The sequence below is a fragment of the Qipengyuania seohaensis genome (genome assembly GCF_002795865.1).
Classification (GTDB): domain Bacteria; phylum Pseudomonadota; class Alphaproteobacteria; order Sphingomonadales; family Sphingomonadaceae; genus Qipengyuania; species Qipengyuania seohaensis.
On the sequence record NZ_CP024920.1, the window covers coordinates 1,915,175 to 1,932,203 of the forward strand.

General features: G+C 61.1%; 21 protein-coding genes. 14 read left to right on the forward strand and 7 right to left on the reverse strand.

From position 1 onward, the window contains the following. The first annotated feature begins 1 nt into the window (after position 1). From CVE41_RS09445 to CVE41_RS09495, 11 genes are all read left to right on the forward strand, one after another. Entirely contained in the window at positions 2-316 is a 315-nt protein-coding gene (locus CVE41_RS09445) for a phosphoribosyl-ATP diphosphatase (protein ID WP_100260420.1), read from the forward strand. After that, positions 313-657: a cupin domain-containing protein gene (locus CVE41_RS09450; protein WP_198507641.1), complete on the forward strand. Its 345-nt coding sequence runs from the start codon at positions 313-315 to the stop codon at positions 655-657. The genes CVE41_RS09445 and CVE41_RS09450 overlap by 4 nt, the downstream gene beginning before the upstream one ends. Then, the gene (locus CVE41_RS09455; protein WP_100260421.1) at positions 647-1,024 is read left to right on the forward strand and encodes a histidine triad nucleotide-binding protein; all 378 of its coding nucleotides are present in this window, start codon (positions 647-649) and stop codon (positions 1,022-1,024) included. The genes CVE41_RS09450 and CVE41_RS09455 overlap by 11 nt, the downstream gene beginning before the upstream one ends. 98 nt (positions 1,025-1,122) lie before the next feature. Then, positions 1,123-1,578, forward strand: coding sequence for a YbgC/FadM family acyl-CoA thioesterase (locus tag CVE41_RS09460; RefSeq protein WP_100260422.1), 456 nt, complete (start codon positions 1,123-1,125; stop codon positions 1,576-1,578). Next, the gene (gene tolQ / locus CVE41_RS09465) at positions 1,575-2,273 is read left to right on the forward strand and encodes a protein TolQ (protein WP_100260423.1); all 699 of its coding nucleotides are present in this window, start codon (positions 1,575-1,577) and stop codon (positions 2,271-2,273) included. The genes CVE41_RS09460 and tolQ overlap by 4 nt, the downstream gene beginning before the upstream one ends. 1 nt (position 2,274) lies before the next feature. Then, positions 2,275-2,751: an ExbD/TolR family protein gene (locus CVE41_RS09470; protein WP_100260424.1), complete on the forward strand. Its 477-nt coding sequence runs from the start codon at positions 2,275-2,277 to the stop codon at positions 2,749-2,751. Between the two features lie 9 nt (positions 2,752-2,760). After that, positions 2,761-3,561 (forward strand): energy transducer TonB, encoded by an 801-nt coding sequence (locus CVE41_RS09475; RefSeq protein WP_100260425.1) that lies wholly within the window; start codon positions 2,761-2,763, stop codon positions 3,559-3,561. Further along, positions 3,558-4,943: a Tol-Pal system beta propeller repeat protein TolB gene (gene tolB, locus CVE41_RS09480; RefSeq protein WP_100260426.1), complete on the forward strand. Its 1,386-nt coding sequence runs from the start codon at positions 3,558-3,560 to the stop codon at positions 4,941-4,943. Before CVE41_RS09475 ends, tolB begins: the two co-directional genes overlap by 4 nt. An 82-nt stretch (positions 4,944-5,025) precedes the next feature. Continuing rightward, positions 5,026-5,541 carry a peptidoglycan-associated lipoprotein Pal gene (gene pal / locus CVE41_RS09485; RefSeq protein WP_100260427.1) on the forward strand — a complete coding sequence of 172 codons (516 nt, stop codon included), beginning with the start codon at positions 5,026-5,028 and terminating at the stop codon, positions 5,539-5,541. A 164-nt stretch (positions 5,542-5,705) separates the two neighbouring features. Further along, positions 5,706-6,239 carry a J domain-containing protein gene (locus CVE41_RS09490; protein WP_100260428.1) on the forward strand — a complete coding sequence of 178 codons (534 nt, stop codon included), beginning with the start codon at positions 5,706-5,708 and terminating at the stop codon, positions 6,237-6,239. Between the two features lie 94 nt (positions 6,240-6,333). Next, entirely contained in the window at positions 6,334-6,615 is a 282-nt protein-coding gene (locus CVE41_RS09495; RefSeq protein ID WP_100260429.1) for a PilZ domain-containing protein, read from the forward strand. A gap of 8 nt (positions 6,616-6,623) precedes the next feature. Here CVE41_RS09495 and CVE41_RS09500 read toward each other — a convergent pair whose 3' ends face one another. The 6 genes from CVE41_RS09500 to pdeM form a co-directional block, all read right to left on the reverse strand. Continuing rightward, positions 6,624-7,514 (reverse strand): ATP-grasp domain-containing protein, encoded by an 891-nt coding sequence (locus CVE41_RS09500; RefSeq protein WP_232725633.1) that lies wholly within the window; start codon positions 7,512-7,514, stop codon positions 6,624-6,626. A gap of 1 nt (position 7,515) precedes the next feature. Beyond that, positions 7,516-8,829 (reverse strand): cystathionine gamma-synthase family protein, encoded by a 1,314-nt coding sequence (locus tag CVE41_RS09505; protein WP_198507642.1) that lies wholly within the window; start codon positions 8,827-8,829, stop codon positions 7,516-7,518. 144 nt (positions 8,830-8,973) lie between these two features. Beyond that, positions 8,974-10,383, reverse strand: a complete 1,410-nt coding sequence (locus CVE41_RS09510; RefSeq protein ID WP_100260430.1) for an SLC13 family permease — start codon at positions 10,381-10,383, stop codon at positions 8,974-8,976. Positions 10,384-10,452: 69 nt separating this feature from the next. Then, positions 10,453-11,649 carry a DUF547 domain-containing protein gene (locus CVE41_RS09515; RefSeq protein ID WP_232725634.1) on the reverse strand — a complete coding sequence of 399 codons (1,197 nt, stop codon included), beginning with the start codon at positions 11,647-11,649 and terminating at the stop codon, positions 10,453-10,455. A gap of 230 nt (positions 11,650-11,879) precedes the next feature. Then, complete coding sequence (gene infC / locus CVE41_RS09520) at positions 11,880-12,398, reverse strand: translation initiation factor IF-3 (protein ID WP_100260431.1); 519 nt, start codon at positions 12,396-12,398, stop codon at positions 11,880-11,882. A gap of 100 nt (positions 12,399-12,498) precedes the next feature. Continuing rightward, on the reverse strand, positions 12,499-13,200 hold the full coding sequence (gene pdeM, locus CVE41_RS09525) for a ligase-associated DNA damage response endonuclease PdeM (protein WP_100260432.1): 702 nt from the start codon (positions 13,198-13,200) through the stop codon (positions 12,499-12,501). A 45-nt stretch (positions 13,201-13,245) separates the two neighbouring features. On the opposite strand from pdeM, the gene hemF reads away from it, so the two are divergent. From hemF to CVE41_RS09540, 3 genes are read left to right on the forward strand one after another with little or no spacing between them, the layout of a single operon-like run. Then, a complete protein-coding gene (hemF, locus tag CVE41_RS09530; RefSeq protein WP_100260433.1) occupies positions 13,246-14,103 on the forward strand; it encodes an oxygen-dependent coproporphyrinogen oxidase in 858 nt (285 codons plus the stop codon). 25 nt (positions 14,104-14,128) lie between these two features. Further along, positions 14,129-15,457, forward strand: a complete 1,329-nt coding sequence (locus CVE41_RS09535) for a TrkH family potassium uptake protein (RefSeq protein ID WP_100260434.1) — start codon at positions 14,129-14,131, stop codon at positions 15,455-15,457. Further along, entirely contained in the window at positions 15,447-16,115 is a 669-nt protein-coding gene (locus CVE41_RS09540) for a potassium channel family protein (protein WP_100260435.1), read from the forward strand. The genes CVE41_RS09535 and CVE41_RS09540 overlap by 11 nt, the downstream gene beginning before the upstream one ends. A gap of 7 nt (positions 16,116-16,122) precedes the next feature. Here the strand turns inward: CVE41_RS09540 and CVE41_RS09545 are convergent, their stop codons facing one another. Further along, positions 16,123-17,022, reverse strand: a complete 900-nt coding sequence (locus tag CVE41_RS09545; protein WP_100260436.1) for a glycoside hydrolase family 16 protein — start codon at positions 17,020-17,022, stop codon at positions 16,123-16,125. Between the last annotated feature and the right edge of the window lie 7 nt (positions 17,023-17,029).

Consider the following 17,029-nt stretch of genomic DNA (forward strand, 5'->3'; position numbering starts at 1 on the left):
CATGGACACACTGACCCACCTGGAAGCAACGATTGCCCAGCGCCTCAACGCATCGCCGGATGAAAGCTATGTCGCCAGGCTCAACCAGAAGGGCCTCGCGAAGATCGCCCAGAAGGTGGGTGAGGAGGCTGTCGAGGCCGTGATTGCCGCAATGAGCGACGACCGCGAAGGCCTGATCGGCGAAAGCGCCGACCTGTTGATGCACCTGATCGTGCTGCTGCAGGTCAAAGGCATCACGCTTGCCGATGTGACGGCGGAACTCGACCGGCGCGAAGGGACGTCCGGGCTCGTCGAAAAAGCGAGCCGCATGTCGTGACCAACCCGACCGCCTGGCACACACCCTTTCAGGAATTCGAGGAGGGCCTGAGCAGTTCGGGCACACCGTTCTTTCTGGGCATGGCGCAAGGGTCGATGACGGTAGAGTTGTTCAAGCCGGTAGGCGTCGATACCCAGCAGCCGCATGCTCAGGACGAACTCTACATCATCCGTTCCGGAACAAGCGGTTTTAAGCGCGATGGCGAAAGCGTCCAGGTGGCCGAGGGAGACGTCCTTTTCGTCCCGGCTGGCATGGACCACCGTTTCGTGAATTTTTCGGATGATTTTCAAACCTGGGTTGTATTCTGGGGTCCGAAAGGCGGAGAGACACATGCCGATTGACCCGACCCTGCCCTATCACGACGACAACATCTTCGCGAAGATCCTGCGCGGCGAAATTCCGTCGACCAAGGTCTATGAAGACGAGTGGGCATTTGCCTTTGAAGACATCAACCCTCAAGCCGAGGTGCACACGCTCGTCATCCCCAAGGGGCGCTACGTGAGCTGGGACGACTTTAGTGCGCGGGCCAGCGATGAAGAAATCGGTGGTTTCGTTCGCGCAGTCGGCAAGGTCGCCCGTGACAAGGGTCTGGTGGAGCCCGGCTACCGAATGATGGCCAATATCGGCGCGCATGGCGGGCAGGAAGTCCCGCATCTCCACGTCCATATCTTCGGTGGACAGCCGCTTGGACCGATGATCGCGCGATAGATTTCGTCGCGTGTGAATCTCGTTTCACCCCCGTTCATGCAAAACAGACGAATTGCCGCTTTGCCGCGAATCCTCGCTGCGCTAGAGCGCCGTCTTAAATGTCACTGCCCAATTTTCCCGACGGTGTAATACAAGGCGACCGGCATCTTTACGCCGTGCGTGCCTATTACGAGGATACGGACCTCTCGGGTATCGTATATCACGCAAATTACCTGCGCTGGTTCGAACGTGCGCGTTCCGATTTGCTCCGCCGCCTCGACATCGACCAGCGTGCCGCGATCGAAAATGGCGAGGGCGCCTACGCTCTGTCCGAGGTGAATCTCAAATATCTTCGCCCGGCAAAGCTGGACGACGACGTTCTCATTGAGACGCGCTGTACCGATCTGAAAGCCGCCTCGTGCCGAATGCACCAGAAAGCCTTTCGGGGTGACGAACTTCTTGCCGAGGCACATTTGCGCGTCGGCTTCATTTCATTGGAAGGGCGGCCGAAACGCCAGCCCGAAGAATGGCGGGCGGCATTCGCGCGCTTTACAGGATCATTAGAGGACCGATGACCACACTCGATACGCTTGCTGCGGCTGCCCCTACACGGCTCGACCCCATCCAGCTTTTCCTCGATGCCGACATCGTGGTGCAGCTTGTCATGCTGGGCTTGATCCTGGCCAGCATCTGGGTGTGGACGATTATCGTTTCGTTTTCGCTGCGAATGAAGACGCTGCGCCGCCGCACCCGCAAATACGAGGACGATTTCTGGCAGGCCGAGAATTTCGACCGGTTCATGTCGGATCGCGGTAACAAGGATGTCCCGTCCGCGCGCGTCGCCCAGGCGGCGGTCGGTGAATGGCGCAAGTCTACCAAGGGCGAGATCCGCGACCGGGAAGGACTGCGCAGCCGCATTGCCACGGCCATGGAAAGCCAGGTTGCGCTGGAAGCGGACGACATCGCCGAACGGCTGAACTTCCTTGCCACGGTCGGGGCCGTCGCACCTTTCGTCGGCCTGTTCGGCACGGTTTGGGGCATCATGAACAGCTTCTTCCAGATCGGTGCGCAGGAGAGCTCCTCGCTCGCGGTGGTCGCTCCGGGTATCTCCGAAGCGCTTTTCGCCACGGCTATCGGCCTGTTCGCGGCCATTCCTGCCGTGATTGCGTACAACCGTTTCAGCCATTCGGTCGAGCGTTTCGAGGCCGGTCTGCATCGCTTCTCCGACCGCCTCTACGCCACTTTCAGCCGCCAGCTGGAGCAGCGTTGACATGGCGATGAGCCTCGCCTCCTCAAAGGGAACGCGGCGCGGAAGAGGGCGTTCGCGGCGCCCCATGTCTGAAATCAACGTGACGCCTTTCGTCGACGTCATGCTGGTGCTGCTCATCATCTTCATGGTCACCGCGCCGCTGCTCACCGCAGGTGTCCCGATCGAACTGCCCGACAGCCGCGCAAACGCTCTGCCACAGGAAGCGCAGCAAGTTTCGATCAGCATAGATTCCGACGGCTATGTCTATATCGACGACACGCAGATCGCCGTCGGCGGCTTGCCCGACGCGCTCGAAAACATCCCGCGCCAGGGAGAGGGCCCCGATATCACTCTGCGCGCAGACCGTTCGCTCGACTACGGGAGGGTCATGGCCGTGATGGGAGAATTGAACCGTGCGGGCCTCAATCGCATTTCGCTGATCACAAATGGTGGCCAGGCCAGTGCTCCGGTCAATCCCGGTTCATCGAGCGAGGAATAGCCAGCGCTTATGGAGAGGACGGGTATCAGGACTGAGGAGCGCACCGGGCTGCTGATCGCGGTCGGGCTGCACCTTGCCCTGCTGGCCGCGCTGCTCGTGCAGGCGTTGATGCCCGCCGCCGAAATCCCTCGCACGCAACGCATGACGGTAAGTCTCGCCGAAGATGTCGGCCTCGAGGCTACGGCACCCGAGCCCGTGGCCGAAAGCCGTGCCGCTATCGCGCCGGAACTTTCGGACAGCCCCGCCCCTGCGCCCGAAATGCTGGAGGCACCGGACACGCCGCAAGTCGACCGGCCGACCCCGCGTGTCCAGCCCAATCCTGCCCCGGCGCGCGAAACGCGGCTGCAGCCACGGCGAGAGCAGCCGCGCGAGCAGGCGCAGCCTCGCCGCACGGAACGCTCCGGCGGATCACGCGTCGGCGACAACTTCCTCGCCGGTGCGGGGGACAGCACGGCCACCAACGAGACCCGCGTTCCCGCATCGCAGATCGGCGCAAGCGCCAAGGCATCGCTAGTCCAGCGCATCTCGCGGGAAATCAAGCCTCACTGGCAGCCTCCCAGCGGTCCCGAAGTCGAACAGATTACGACCTTCCTGAGGTTCCAGCTCAATCCCGACGGTAGCCTTGCCGGCAGGCCCACCGTCGTCCGCCAGACTGGGGTCAACGACACCAATCGTGCGCAGGCTGGTCGCCATGGTGAGCAAGCCATTCGCGCCGTACAACTGGCTGCGCCATTCGAATTGCCGAAAGAATTCTATGAGGCCTGGAAGGTGGTTGGACCCTTCGGCTTCGACTGGAGACTTGCCCAATGAAATACCTAGCTCTGATCCCGCTCGCACTCTTCGCCGCTCCGCTCGCGGCGCAGGACCAGGACCTCGGCGAACCGATGCAGGAAGGCCAGGCTGTCGAAACTATCGCAGAAGAAGGTGGGCTCACCGGATCGGTCAGTTTCGAAGGCAATCTCGACGACCTCGGTATCGCGATTCCCGCGTTCGCGACCGATAGGGACGTCGCGACCCCAGCAAATGCGAACGGTACGGCGGCACTCGGTGTGGAGCTTGCACGGGTCATCACCTCCAACCTGCGCAACAATGGCCTCTTCAAGCCGACAGGTCCGGATTCGCTTCCGACCCCCGCATTTGCAAACATCACTTCTCCGAACTGGGCGACCTGGTCGACGCGCGGCGCGGAGATGCTGGTACACGGCTACGTTCGTGCGCGCAGCGACAATCGCCTGACCGTCGGCTGCTATCTTTATGACATGGCCCTGCAGGACCGGCTGGTCGCTGAAGGTTGGGTGGTCGCGCCCGCCGACTGGCGCCGCGCTGCGCACAAATGCGCCGACCTCGTATATGCGCGCCTGACCGGCGAGAGCCCGTTCTTCGACAGCCGTATCGCCTATATCGCCGAGACGGGACCCAAGGATAATCGCACCAAGCGTCTCGCCATCATGGATAGCGACGGGGCCAACCACCGCTTCATCACGACCGGCCGTTCGACCGCGCTGACGCCTCGCTATTCGCCGGATTATCGCCAGCTGGTTTATCTCAGCTATATCGACGGTAACCCGCGTATCTACGTTTACGACATCGGCACCGGTCGCCAGACGCTGGTCACGCAAAGCGACAATCCGACGTTTGCCCCGCGCTGGAGCCCGGATGGACGCTATATCCTCTATTCCATGGCTGTCGGCGGCAACACGGACATCTATCGCGTGTCGGCTAATGGCGGCCGCAGCGAGCGGCTGACCGATGCGCCGGGCATCGATATCGGCGGATCGTTCTCGCCCGATGGCAGCAAGATCGTATTCGAGAGTGATCGTTCGGGCAGCCAGCAGATTTACGTAATGGACGCCGACGGTTCGAACCAGCGACGCCTGTCCTTCTTCGGTGGCCGGTCCGCGACCCCGGAATGGAGCCCGCGCGGGGACCAGATCGCGTTCACGCACATCGCGGGTGACTTCAACGTGGCGGTCATGAACCCGAGCGGGCGCGGCTTCCGCAAGCTGACGCGCGGCTGGCAGGACGAAGCACCGACATGGGCTCCGAACGGACGGATCGTCCAGTTCTTCCGCACCGAACGCAACAGCGGTCGCACTTCGCTGTGGCAGGTGGACCTGACGGGCGAAAACGAGCGCAAGCTTCCCACTCCCGCCGATGCTTCGGATCCGGCGTGGGGACCGATCCTGCCATAAATGCATTTGAGTAAGCGTGGGGGCGCCATTCAATCGGGGGCAAACCGATTGCAACAAGCTGTTTTATAAAAGGGGACAGCCAATGAATACACGTATTGCCACTGCCGCCGTGTTGAGTTCTGCACTGGCCCTCGCCGCCTGCCAGAAGAAAGCACCGGAAGAACTGCCGCCGCCGCCTGAAGATGTGACGACGACGACGCCCACTCCCACCGCGTCCACCGGTCCTACCGTCGGTAGCATGGAACATTTCCTCGCTGCGGTCGGCCAGATGAACACGGTCGTGTACTTCGATACCGATCGCTACAACATCGATGCCGAGGACTCCGCGAAGCTGCAGCGCCAGGCGCAGTATTTCAGTCAGTACCCGAGCGTTACCTTCACCATCGAAGGGCACACCGACGAACGCGGCACGCGCGACTACAACCTCGCTCTGGGCGAGCGCCGCGCCAATGCAGCGAAGAACTATCTCGTCAGCGTCGGCATTCCCGCCAGCCGCATCCGCACGGTCAGCTATGGCAAGGAGCGCCCCGTTGCCCTTGGCTCGAACGAATCTGCATGGGCACAGAACCGCCGTGCAGCGACTGTGACTATCAACTGATACGCAGGTAGCGGCGGGCTTGGAGCATCCTCTCCCGAGCCCGCCAGCGCCTTGCAGGAAGAACCCATCGCGAAATGGTTTTCCGTAAGCCGTTGCGAAACCGGCCATCTCACCTAGATTGACCCACATGATTGCCCGCTCACCTTCACTTGCGCCCATTGTCGATGCCTAAGGCAAGGCGATCCAATGACTGGGGATTTCCCCGATGGCGCGGATACGAAGCCAGTCGCGAAACCGCCACTGTTCGCCTGTGCGATCGCCACGGCTGCGAGGAAGTGGGCGATTGCCCCGCGCCCAAGGCACCTAACAGTCCCGAACGATGGATGTTTTGCCAGGCCCATGCGGCCGAATACAACCGCGGATGGGATTACTTCGAAGGTCTCGACAAGGCCGAGAAAGAGGCTCGAGCTAAAGCCGAGAAATCGGAAAACGCCGGTTACGCGGAAGCTCAGCATTATGGCTGGAGCGGGAGCGGAGACGGGTCGAGATCGGCTGATGAAATGCGCGCGCTCGATGTTCTCGAACTCGAGGCAGATGCCGACTTCCCGGCTGTGAAGAAGGCCTTCAGGGCCAAGGCAAAGGAAGTGCACCCGGACGTGAAACCCGGCGACGAGGATGCCGCGGCGGAGTTCCAGAAATACTCCCTCGCCTATGAAATCCTGAAATCCGCTGAGGAACGGCGTGAGTGGAAAGGCTGAATCCCGGTAACCGCTTGTAATCGCGGCTTTCGATGGTGAAGCCCGCGTTTACCCTTTATTGCTTTTTGTTAAATACAAGGTCGTGGGAATAGCCATGACCATGCAGGAACGCATCTTCGACCGCGCGGCGAGCAACCTCGTCATCGACTGCATCGTGCTTCGCAAGCGCGAGCGGGCGATCCTGTGCGATTTGTCGCAGAGCGGGTGCCGGTTAGAGCTGTTCGACGGGGCTGCGCAACTCGGTGCCACCATCATTTTCGAGCTCGACGATAGATTGGCCTTTGCGGGCCAGGTCGTCTGGACGAGGGGTGTCGAAGCCGGTGTGCAATTTACCCGGCCGCTCCCGGCGAAAGTCATGTCCGCCCTGGAAATGTAAGCGTGTTCTCAGCGAAGCCGCGAAAGAATGGCTGCTGACATGCGCTTTCCGAGCTCCGGCCCCTGTTCGGGGTAGTAATAGGGCTCGATCATCTCCGCTTCCATGACCGCAAGCATTCCATTGGGAAGCCGCGCCATGTCTACCCGGCAATAGAGCGGACGTTCGAACGGCAAGGCGGCTACAACGTTGCTTGCCGTTGCCAGATCCTCGGGAGATGGCGCGTAATCGCACTCGTAACCGCCGTAGAGCGACTGGATACGATATTCGCCTTCAGCGGCACGCTTGAGCACGCCATGGGAAAATTCGCCGTCGACGAAGAACAGGGTGTATTCTCCCTCCCCTACAACGCTCGGAAGGAACGGCTGCACCATGCAGGGCCGCCCCATCGTCCAATCGGCCGAGGGAAGGGCAGAGCGAGAGAAACTGAACTGGCCCAATCCGCCTGCTCCGACCTGGCGCTTGACCACCACCCGGTCGACCCCGAAGTGATCCATCGCATTCTCAACGTCTCCGGCGTCGAGATCGTCGTGCCACAGCGTCGGGACGGTGACTGCACCTTTGGCGGAAAGGTCTCTCAAATATCCCTTGTCGGCATTCCAGCGCACGATCCTGGCAGGGTTGTGGACAGCGATCCCCGCGTCCTCCAGCTGATCGAGCTTTGCCAAAAATTCCTCGGGATGATCCTGGTAATCCCAGGCGGTGCCGAGGAGGACGAGGGGAATGCCGGCGAAATCGTCTACTGGCGCGCGCCAGTCGATTTCGACGAGTTCCAGCCCCGCCTCCTCGAATGCCGGACGCAGTGCAGCGGTCACGAGATCGTGCTCGAATGCGTCGCCGCGACGGTCTCCCGCGCCAGGCAGCGTTTGCGCACAGGCAAGAAAGCCGATGCGTGTCGTCATTCTAGACTGCGTCCAGTGCCTGTTCGAAATCGGCAATCAGGTCGTCCGCGTCCTCGATCCCGATGGAGATGCGCACGAGATTGTCCGATATTCCCAATTCCGCGCGGCGCCCTTCGGGGACCGATAGATGCGTCATGCTGGCCGGGTGGCTGGCAAGTGTTTCGGTACCGCCGAGGCTGACCGCAAGCTTGGCGATCTTCAGCGCGTCGAGGAAACGGAAGCATTCCGCTTCGCCGCCCTTGAGCAGGAGCGAGAAGGTCGAGCCTGCACCGAGGCAGTGTCGGTTGTAGATGTCCTGCTGGCGCTCGTCCTTGATCATGCCGAGATAACCGAGGCCTTCGACCTTGGGGTGCTTAGCGAGATATTCACACACCTTCTCCGCATTTTCACCGGCGCGCTGCATCCGCAGTTCGACCGTTTCGAGGCTGCGGCAGAGCATCCACGCGGTGTTGGGATCGCAAATGCCCCCCATCGTGTTGCGGAGCATGCGGATAGCGTCGATGAAGCGCTTCTTGCCGACCACGCTGCCCGCGACGAGATCCGAATGACCGCCGACGTATTTGGTCAGCGAGTACACCACGAGATCTGCGCCATGGTCGAGCGGGCGCTGCCACAAGGGGCCAAGGAAAGTGTTGTCGATCGCGATAGAGCAGCGATCAGGATCGAAATGCGCATCGCGCGCTTCCTTGACCGCTTCGATATCCACGAGCGCATTGGTCGGGTTGCCGGGGCTTTCGAGGTAGATCATCGGCACCTCGCCGCCCTGTTCGTCCGCCATCGCCTTTGCGCGGGTCATGACATCATCGAGCTGTTCGCGGCTGGCGCCAGCAGGGAAGTCGATGAAGGTCACGCCGTATTTCGCCATCGTCTTCGCGATGAAGCCTTCCGAGGCAGCGTACAAAGGACCTGAGTGGACAATTACGTCGCCTGCCTTGCAGGCAGCCAGGAGAAGAACGGCGATGGCGGTCATGCCGCTGGAGAAGGACAGCGCTTCTTCAGCGCCGTCCCAGACAGCCAGACGATCCTCGAGGATTTCCTGGTTGGGTGCGTTGAAGCGCGAATAGACGAGGCCGTCGGCTCCGCCGGGACGCTTGCCGGTGATGCCCTCGAAATGCCTCTTGCCGTCTGCTGCACTCGGGAACGCGAAGGTCGAGGTAAGGAAGATGGGAGCCTTGAGGCTGCCTTCCGAAAGAGTGGGGTCAAATCCATGACCCATCATCAGAGTGCTGGGCTTGAGGGGGCGTCCGCCGACTTCGGGAATCTTGCGCTTGGGCGCCATGCGGGGGCTGGTGGGGTCGATGTCGTTGTCGCTCATGGGTGAGCATCCTTCCTGCAACGGCGCTCCCAGGAAGGCGGGAGCTGATTTCGGGCCATGCGGCACCCGCTCCTAACCTCCGCAGGAACGCCTCTCCGCACGCCGTAGCAATGCGGCGTGGATTACGGAGCGTCAGGCGCCTTTTCAAGCGGCAAGGGTGGCCATTCCCCAAACCACGAAGACGATCACGATTATGCCGACTAGGTCGAGAAGGATGCCGGCCTTCACCATCCGTTCGATCCTGATCCGCCCGGTTGCCCAGGCAATTGCATTGGGGCCTGTTCCAGCCGGCAGCATGAAGCCCCAGCTGGCTGCGAGTGCGGCCGGCATGGCGAGCAGGATGGGATCGGCGCCCAGCGCCACCACCAGGCTTGCAACCACCGGGATAATCCCGCTCGCGGTCGCAACATTGCTCGCAAACTCGGTAATCAGGACGACCATTGCCACGATTGCCAGCGCGACCAGGATGAGGGGCCAATTTTCGAGCGGCAGCAAAGCATTGCCGAGCCAGTCGGCCAGGCCGCTGGCAGACATTCCGGCAGCAAGCGCCAGGCCGCCACCGAACATCATGATCACGCCCCATGGCGCCTTGTCCGCTTCGTCCCACTTCAGCATCGGACGACCGGTCCCGTCTGGCAGCAGGAACAGCAGCAGGCTCATGCCGATGGCAATGGTCCCGTCGGTCAGCGAACCTGCTGGCAGGTAGGGTGCGATCCAGCGCTGGCCCATCCAGAGCAGGAAGGTGACGGCGATCAGCGGCACCAGGCGTCGCTCCGCGTTGGACCACGCGCTTTGCGTATCGATAGCTGCTCTGGCGGCTTTGGCGTCGAACGGATGGGCGGACACGCGCTGCACGCGGGCAATCAGCCAGGCAGCGACAGGAATGCCGATGGCGACCACGGGAAGGCCATAGAATGCCCAGTCCGCAAAGGTGATGCGTGTGCCGGTCAAGCTATCCAGCAGACCGACAGCAATCGCGTTTGTGGGCGATCCCACCAGCGTGCCCAATCCGCCGATGCTGGCCGCAAATGCGATGCCCATTGGAAGTGCACCTGCCAGCCCATCCTGTTCGCTGTCCGCAAGTCCGCCGCCCGCAAGCACCGCTACTGCCATGGGCATCATGATCAGCGCAGTCGAAGTGTTGGAAATCAACATGGAAAGTATGGCGGCGGTTATCATGAAGGCCAGCAGCACGCCCGTCTGGCTGCCGCTCCCGACCGCACGCAGGAGAGCGAGGGCAAGGCGGCGATGCAACCCCGTCCGCTCGATCGCCAGTGCGATGAACGCCCCGCCCAGGATCAGGAACAGGATTGGCGAATAATAGGAACCGGCGGTAGCCTTCGCGTCCATCACCCCGGCAAAGGGTAACACGAGGAAGGGCATCAGCGCGGTGGCGGTGAGGGGCATCGCCTCCGTCATCCACCATGCTGCCATCAGCACGACCAGCCCCGCGACGACACCGGCCTCGCGCGACATGCCGGTTGGCATCGGCGCAAGAATGCCCGTCAGGAGGCCCAAGGCCCCGACGATCAGTCCGATCTGTTTTGCGTTCAATTTATCCCTCCGCTCTCCGTGCTAACGGGAGCGGGGCACCGGGCCAAGGACTTTGATGTGCGGCTTGTGTCAGCCGGCCGAGGGTGACTCGGCGGTTTCGATGGCAGGTTGGTCTTCCTGCGTTTCCTCATCCTCTGCGCCGATCAGGTCGGTGCCGTCGCCGGGCATGATGAAGACGCGTCCTGTGCGACCTTCCTTGCGCAGCTTTTCGTACTTCTGGGCACGCTCGCCCAGGTAACGTGCCACCGATGACGGAATGCGGAAGCTGTTGGCCTGCCCATCGCTGTATACGGTGTTGTATGTCGGCTCGCGCTGGCCGCCTGCCAGATCGGCGACGGTCTCTTCGTACTGATTGACCTTTACTTCCGGTTTGGAGGCGAGGAGTTCCTTCACCTCTTCTTCGGCGTAGCGCGACAGGTGCGCCTTCAAATCGTCACCCATCTGCGGGAAGTAGAACGGGGCCGCTTCCTCGTAGATGGCGGAAACGAGCAGGTTCTTGCCATAGCCTTCGACGCCGCGAAGCGAGTTCACGAACTCGTTTGCTCCTTCGAGGAGGAGACGGTCGACGTTATCTGCGGTGTGAGCTTCTCGCTGGATCGACGGGCTGCCGACATCGCCGCGGAAGAAACCGTAGATGACCTTGGGGTCTTTCCAGTTCGGGTAAACGATGCGTGTGCGGATGTCCTTGGGGCTCATCGCGACGCCGCCCACCGTTATGAACGGGGTGACATCGAGCGGCGTTTCATTTTCACCCAGCAGCAAACGCGATGGCGCCTTGACCGGGTAGTTGAGTGCGATCTGTTCGATAACCGCAACATTGTGCAGGTTGATCCAGTAGGCGAGCTGTTCTGAGCGGGGCAGGCTGGCGATATCCACCTGCGCCCCGATCTGCTCCAGATCTTGGCGGTATTCGGTGAATGTCGCGATCGCTGCTTCATCCATCAATGAGAAGGGAATGCGGTTGCCTTCCAGCCTGACGCGGGAATCGTGACCCCAGACACGGCGGCTGCCGATAGTCGGGTCGGGACGCGTCGCGCCATCACGGGTCGACAGGCCCATGCGAAGCACCATGTATTGCAGCGCGTCCTGCCAGATGGCGTAGTCGAGCGCTGTCTGCTTGGCGGGGCGGGGTACGAATTTGTCGAAATCAGCAGCGTTGGTCGCCGCGTTTGACGCCGCACTTGCCGCAACCTCCTGAGCCAGTGCCGGGGCGGAAGTCGCGCAAGCCGCAAGCAGGGCGGCAGAAGCAATAAGGCGGTTTTTCACGGTCAATCCCTGTCAAAATAGCAATGGCTGCGATTTATACGTAGCAATGCACTTAATGTGCCTGAGACATTACATGCTTCTGCGATAGCAAAGCCATGTGGCTTGCCGATGAACCGATGCCTTTCGTCGATGCAGAGGCGGCGTTCGTGGTCGGCGCGCTATTTCCAAGCAAAAGGCGGAGCAATCACCAAGTGACGCCCCGCCTCGTTGATTTGGTAAGTCAGACAGGCTTACTTGGGAGCAAGCACCATCAGCATCTGGCGTCCTTCAAGACGCGGGAAGCTCTCCACCTTGGCGATTTCCTCCACGTCGTCGCGCACGCGATTCAACAGGTCCATGCCCAGTTGCTGGTGAGCCATTTCGCGGCCGCGGAAGCGCAGCGTGCACTTCACCTTGTCGCCGTTCTCGATGAACTTCACGACGTTGCGCATCTTCACCTCATAGTCGTGGGTGTCGATGTTCGGGCGCATCTTGACCTCTTTGATATCCTGGGTCTTCTGCGTCTTGCGCGCTAGGTTTGCCTTTTTCTGCGCCTCGTACCGAAATTTGCCCACATCGAGGAACTTGCACACCGGCGGGTCCGCATTTGGGCTCACTTCGACGAGGTTGAGGCCCAGTTCGTTGGCCTGCTCGGTCGCTTCGCGGGTGTACATCACCCCCAGGTTCTCTCCTTCGTGATCGATCACGCGGACCTTGGGGACATTGATCATGTTATCGTAGCGCGGGCCGCTTTTTACGGGCATTTGCATGCTGCGCCGGGGTGGACGGGCTATGGGGCATTCTCCTGATTCTGCCAGTTCTTGTGGTGGCTATGTAGGGAGAAACACTGCAAACCGCTAGTGAAGATAACTAAGCGGCTTTCCAAAGCGGGAAACGGGCAAGTTTGCCCTTTGCCGGAACCACTGCATCGATGCGTTCGGCGGGCTGCAAAGCCTTGAGAATTGCCGGGTCTGCGGCATTCATGCCGCCGGTATAGGCGCCGAAAGCGGGCAGGATCATCCGTCCGCTCGGCCGACCGTCCGCTCCTTCGTTGGCGCTGACCACTGCGCAAGGGCGGCGGATCATGCGTTGGCGGATCCTCACCTGCAGGCGCGGGTGGTAATGGCCGGACAATTCGGGACGGGTTTCGCCCTTCTTGGCGCGGTGGCGCAGGATGGTGCCGCCAATCTCCAGCTCTTCGGCAAGCGTGCCGCCACACCGAGCCTCCATGTCGGGATCGTGGTTGCCTGTGATCCAGACCCAGTCGACTGCCTTGGTCAGAGCTTCCAACATTCCGCAGGCGTGCGGCTCCAGCCGCGCGGACCCTTGCGAATCGTGGAAGTTGTCGCCCAGCGTAATGACACGGCGCGCCCCGGTCTCGCGGATGGCCAGCGCCACGCGTTCCAGTGTTTCGCGGCTGTCGTAGGGCGGGATCATCTGGCCGTGCCCCGCGAAGAAACTGCCCTTTTCAAGGTGCAGGTCGGCAACCAGCAACGCGCGCTCACGCGGCCAGTAGAGCGCACGGCCCTCTGTGAGGAGCCATTCATCGCCAGCGAACGAAAGGGGAACCATGACCGGCTATTGCCGTAGCTGCCTGCGAATGGCAAGGCCTCTCGCATGACCGACTGGACCGAGAATACCCAAGCCGCACGAACCTGGTTCGAGACCCTGCGCGACCGCATTTGCGCCGAATTCGAAAGCATCGAGCGCGAAGCGGGATCGGATGCGCAATTCCAGTACGACAGCTGGCAGCGCGAGGAAGACGGCAATCCCGATCCCGGCGGCGGCACGCGCGGCCTGATGAAGGGCAAGATCTTCGAGAAAGTCGGCGTGAACGTCTCTACCGTACGAGGCAATTTCGCGCCCGAGTTCGCCGGTTCGATCAACGGGGCGACAGCGGAAAATCCTGGTTTCTCTGCGACCGGCATCAGTCTCGTCGCGCACATGGCCAATCCCCACGTGCCCGCAGTCCACATGAACACGCGTTTCCTGACGACGAGCAAGGCGTGGTTCGGTGGCGGAGCGGATCTCAATCCGCCGCTGCCTTACGAAGAGGACACCGAGGACTTCCACGCTCGCTTCCGCGCCGCCTGCGCAGGGCACAACCCCACCTATTACGATCGGTTCAGGAAGTGGGCGGACGATTATTTCTACATTCCCCATCGCGGCGTGCATCGCGGGGTAGGGGGCATCTTCTACGACCATCTGGAATGCGAGGACGACGCCGCATTCGAGCGCAATCTGGCTTTCACGAAGGATGTCGGTGAAGCCTTCCTCGACATTTTCCCGCAGCTGGTTCGCCGCCGCATGGGCAGCGAATTCGACGAGGCCGACAAGCAGCAACAGCTCGAGTGGCGCGGGCGATATGCCGAGTTCAACCTCGTCTATGACCGTGGGACGCTCTTCGGCCTCAAGACCGGCGGCAACATCGACGCAATCCTGATGAGCCTGCCGCCAGAGGCGACGTGGAACTGACGAGCCCGCGAGGGGTATAGGCCGCGTGGCTGCCCTGCGCGATCCCATCCGGCTGATCCCGGTCCTGTTTCTTGCTGCGATTGTGGCCGGAACTCTTCTGCTGTGGCTCCCCATCGCCACAGCGGACGGCACTCAGACCGATCTTCTCACTGCGCTATTCACTTCTACTTCTGCAGTGGCGGTGACCGGACTTATCGTCGTCGATACGGCCACCTACTGGTCAGCCTTCGGACAGTTCGTCATCTTGGCCCTGTTCCAGATCGGCGGCTTCGGAATAATGACTGCAGCGACCCTCTTTGGCCTGATGGCGGGGCGCGGTTTCGGGTTGCGAGATCGAATGGCGACAGAGGTCGAAAGAAATCGGCTGGATGTCGGGGATGCCCGTTCGGTTCTGAAGCTCGTGCTGATAATCACCTTGACCGTAGAGGCGATTGTCGCGGCGATCCTGACCCTGCGGCTAATGACGGTCTATGATCATGCATTCGGCGAGGCGCTCTGGCATGGCACGTTCCACGCGGTCAGCGCTTTCAACAATGCCGGGTTCTCGAGTTACTCCGACAGCGTCATGGGCTTCCAAAAAGATGGCGTGATACTCGTCCCTATCATGCTGGCAGTTGTGCTGACCGCGCTAGGATTCCCCGTGATGGAGGACTTGCGCTATCACGGGCTGCGCTGGAAGAGTTGGACTCTGCACACCAAGATAACCGTGGCCGGAACAGTGCTCTTGCTCGGCGCCGGATTTCTTGCACACCTGGCCATGGAGTGGGACAATCCCGATACGCTCGGCCCGATGGGACTGGGCAGCAAGCTGCTCAACGCTGCTTTCCATTCGGTCATGCCTCGTACTGCGGGGTTCAACAGTCTCGATGTCGGAGCCTTTCGCGACGAGACGCTGATGACCAATTACTTCCTGATGTTCATCGGCGGAGGAAGCGCAGGGACCGCCGGCGGGATAAAGATCACGACTTTCGCGGTGCTCTTGGCTGTCGTTCTATCGGAAGTTATGCGGCGGCGCGATGCCGGCGTTTTTGGCCGCCGTTTCAGTCACGCGATAGAGCGGCAGGCGCTCACCGTGATCGTGCTTGCAGGAACGCTTATCTTCGGAGCGACAACCTACCTTTCGATCATCACGCCACTCGCGTTTGAGGATTTGTTGTTCGAGGCGGTATCGGCGTTCTCTACCGTGGGCCTTTCAACGGGAGTTACCGGCGAATTACCTCCCGCAGGCCAGATTGTCATTATTTGCCTGATGTTCATTGGCCGTGTCGGCACGATCACCGTTGCCACAGCCCTCGCATTGGGCGGAGAACCGCGACCCTATCGCTACCCCGAGGAGAACCCGATTGTCGGCTGATACACGCAATCCTGTCCTGGTCATTGGCCTCGGTCGTTTCGGCGGCTCCGTCGCGCGAACACTTGAACGCATGGGGCACGAAGTCCTGGGTGCCGATACCGACCCGCTGCTGGTGCAGGAATATGCGCGCGATCTCACTCAGGTCGTGGAGGCGGACTGCACCGATTTTACCTGCCTCGAGAAGCTGGGCGCGAGAAGCTTTACCTCTGCTGTAGTCGGAATAGGCGGTGATATAGAGGCAAGTGTGCTTGCCGTATTGGCCTTATCCGATCTGGGTGTCCCGAACATCTGGGCGAAGGCGACCAATGAGAAGCATGGCCGGATCCTCCAACGGACAGGCGCGCATCACATCGTCTTCCCGGAAGAGAAGATGGGCGAACGCGTTGCGCGGCTGCTCAACGAGCGGCTGCTCGATTTCATCAACTTCGGTGACGAATTCGCCATCGCCAAGCTCGCCGCACCGGAGCCGATCATTGGCATCCCGCTCGTCACAAGCGAGTGTCGAAAGAAGCATGACGTTACGGTCATCGGCGTGAAGCGCGAAGGAGAAGACTTTATTCATGCCGTGCCGGACACCGTGATAATGCCGGGCGATGTGCTGGTCGTCTCCGGACGGATCGACAACATCGAAGCCTTCGCCGCCATACACGCGGACTGATTGGCCTTTAGTCTGCAGGCGCGTAAACGCGAACCCAGTCGACGAGCATTGCCACTTCGCCGCGCTTCACGGCTTCTACCGTTTCGGAAGGAATGCCGGGATAGGGCTTTTCGATGCGGTTCGTCTTGAACGGATAGGCGCCGCCCATCGCAAAGTTCAGGATCAGGTACTTCTCGTTATCGAAGCGCCATTCGCCGTAATTCTCGACCATCGGCCTGGTCACGCGGTAAAGGACGTGGTCGTCGATCAGGAAATCGATCTGCGTGTCGGTCCACTCGACCGCATAGGTGTGCCACTGCGTGACATCGACGCCTTCGGGGAAGAAAAATTTGTTCACGATGGGCGTTTCGCCTGAGTACCCGGGGCCGTGGAGAGCGACGCCGATCCAGTCCTTCTCTCCGACATATTCCATGATGTCGATCTCGCCCGTGTCAGGCCATTTGTCGTTGCCAAGAAGCCAGAAGGCGGGCCAGACGCCGACATTGGCGGGCAGCTTGATCCGCGCTTCGGCGCGACCGTGCATGAAATCGAACTTGCCCTGGCTCTCGATCCGGCCCGAAACAAAAGGCGCGTTGCGATCCGCCTTGGTGTCGGCGCCGGGCTTGAAGACCGGACGAAGGATCAGCGCGCCGCCTTCGGCACCTGCTGCATCATCGGTGAAGGCGATGACCGAAGGATCGTCGATATAGGCCTGCTGTTCGTAATTAACCCAGAAATCGGGGCCGATGACGATCCACTTGTCGCGGTCGAGAGTTCCTGCATCGAACTCGTCTGCGAAGATCAGCTCGCGCTCCGGCGTCAGCGCATCGGCCAGTGCCACGCCTGCATCATGGTTGTGCGCATAGGCCGCAGGGGCCGTTCCAAGCGCAAGGGCGATTGCGAGTGCCAAGGTCCAGTGGCGGGTCATTGATGCC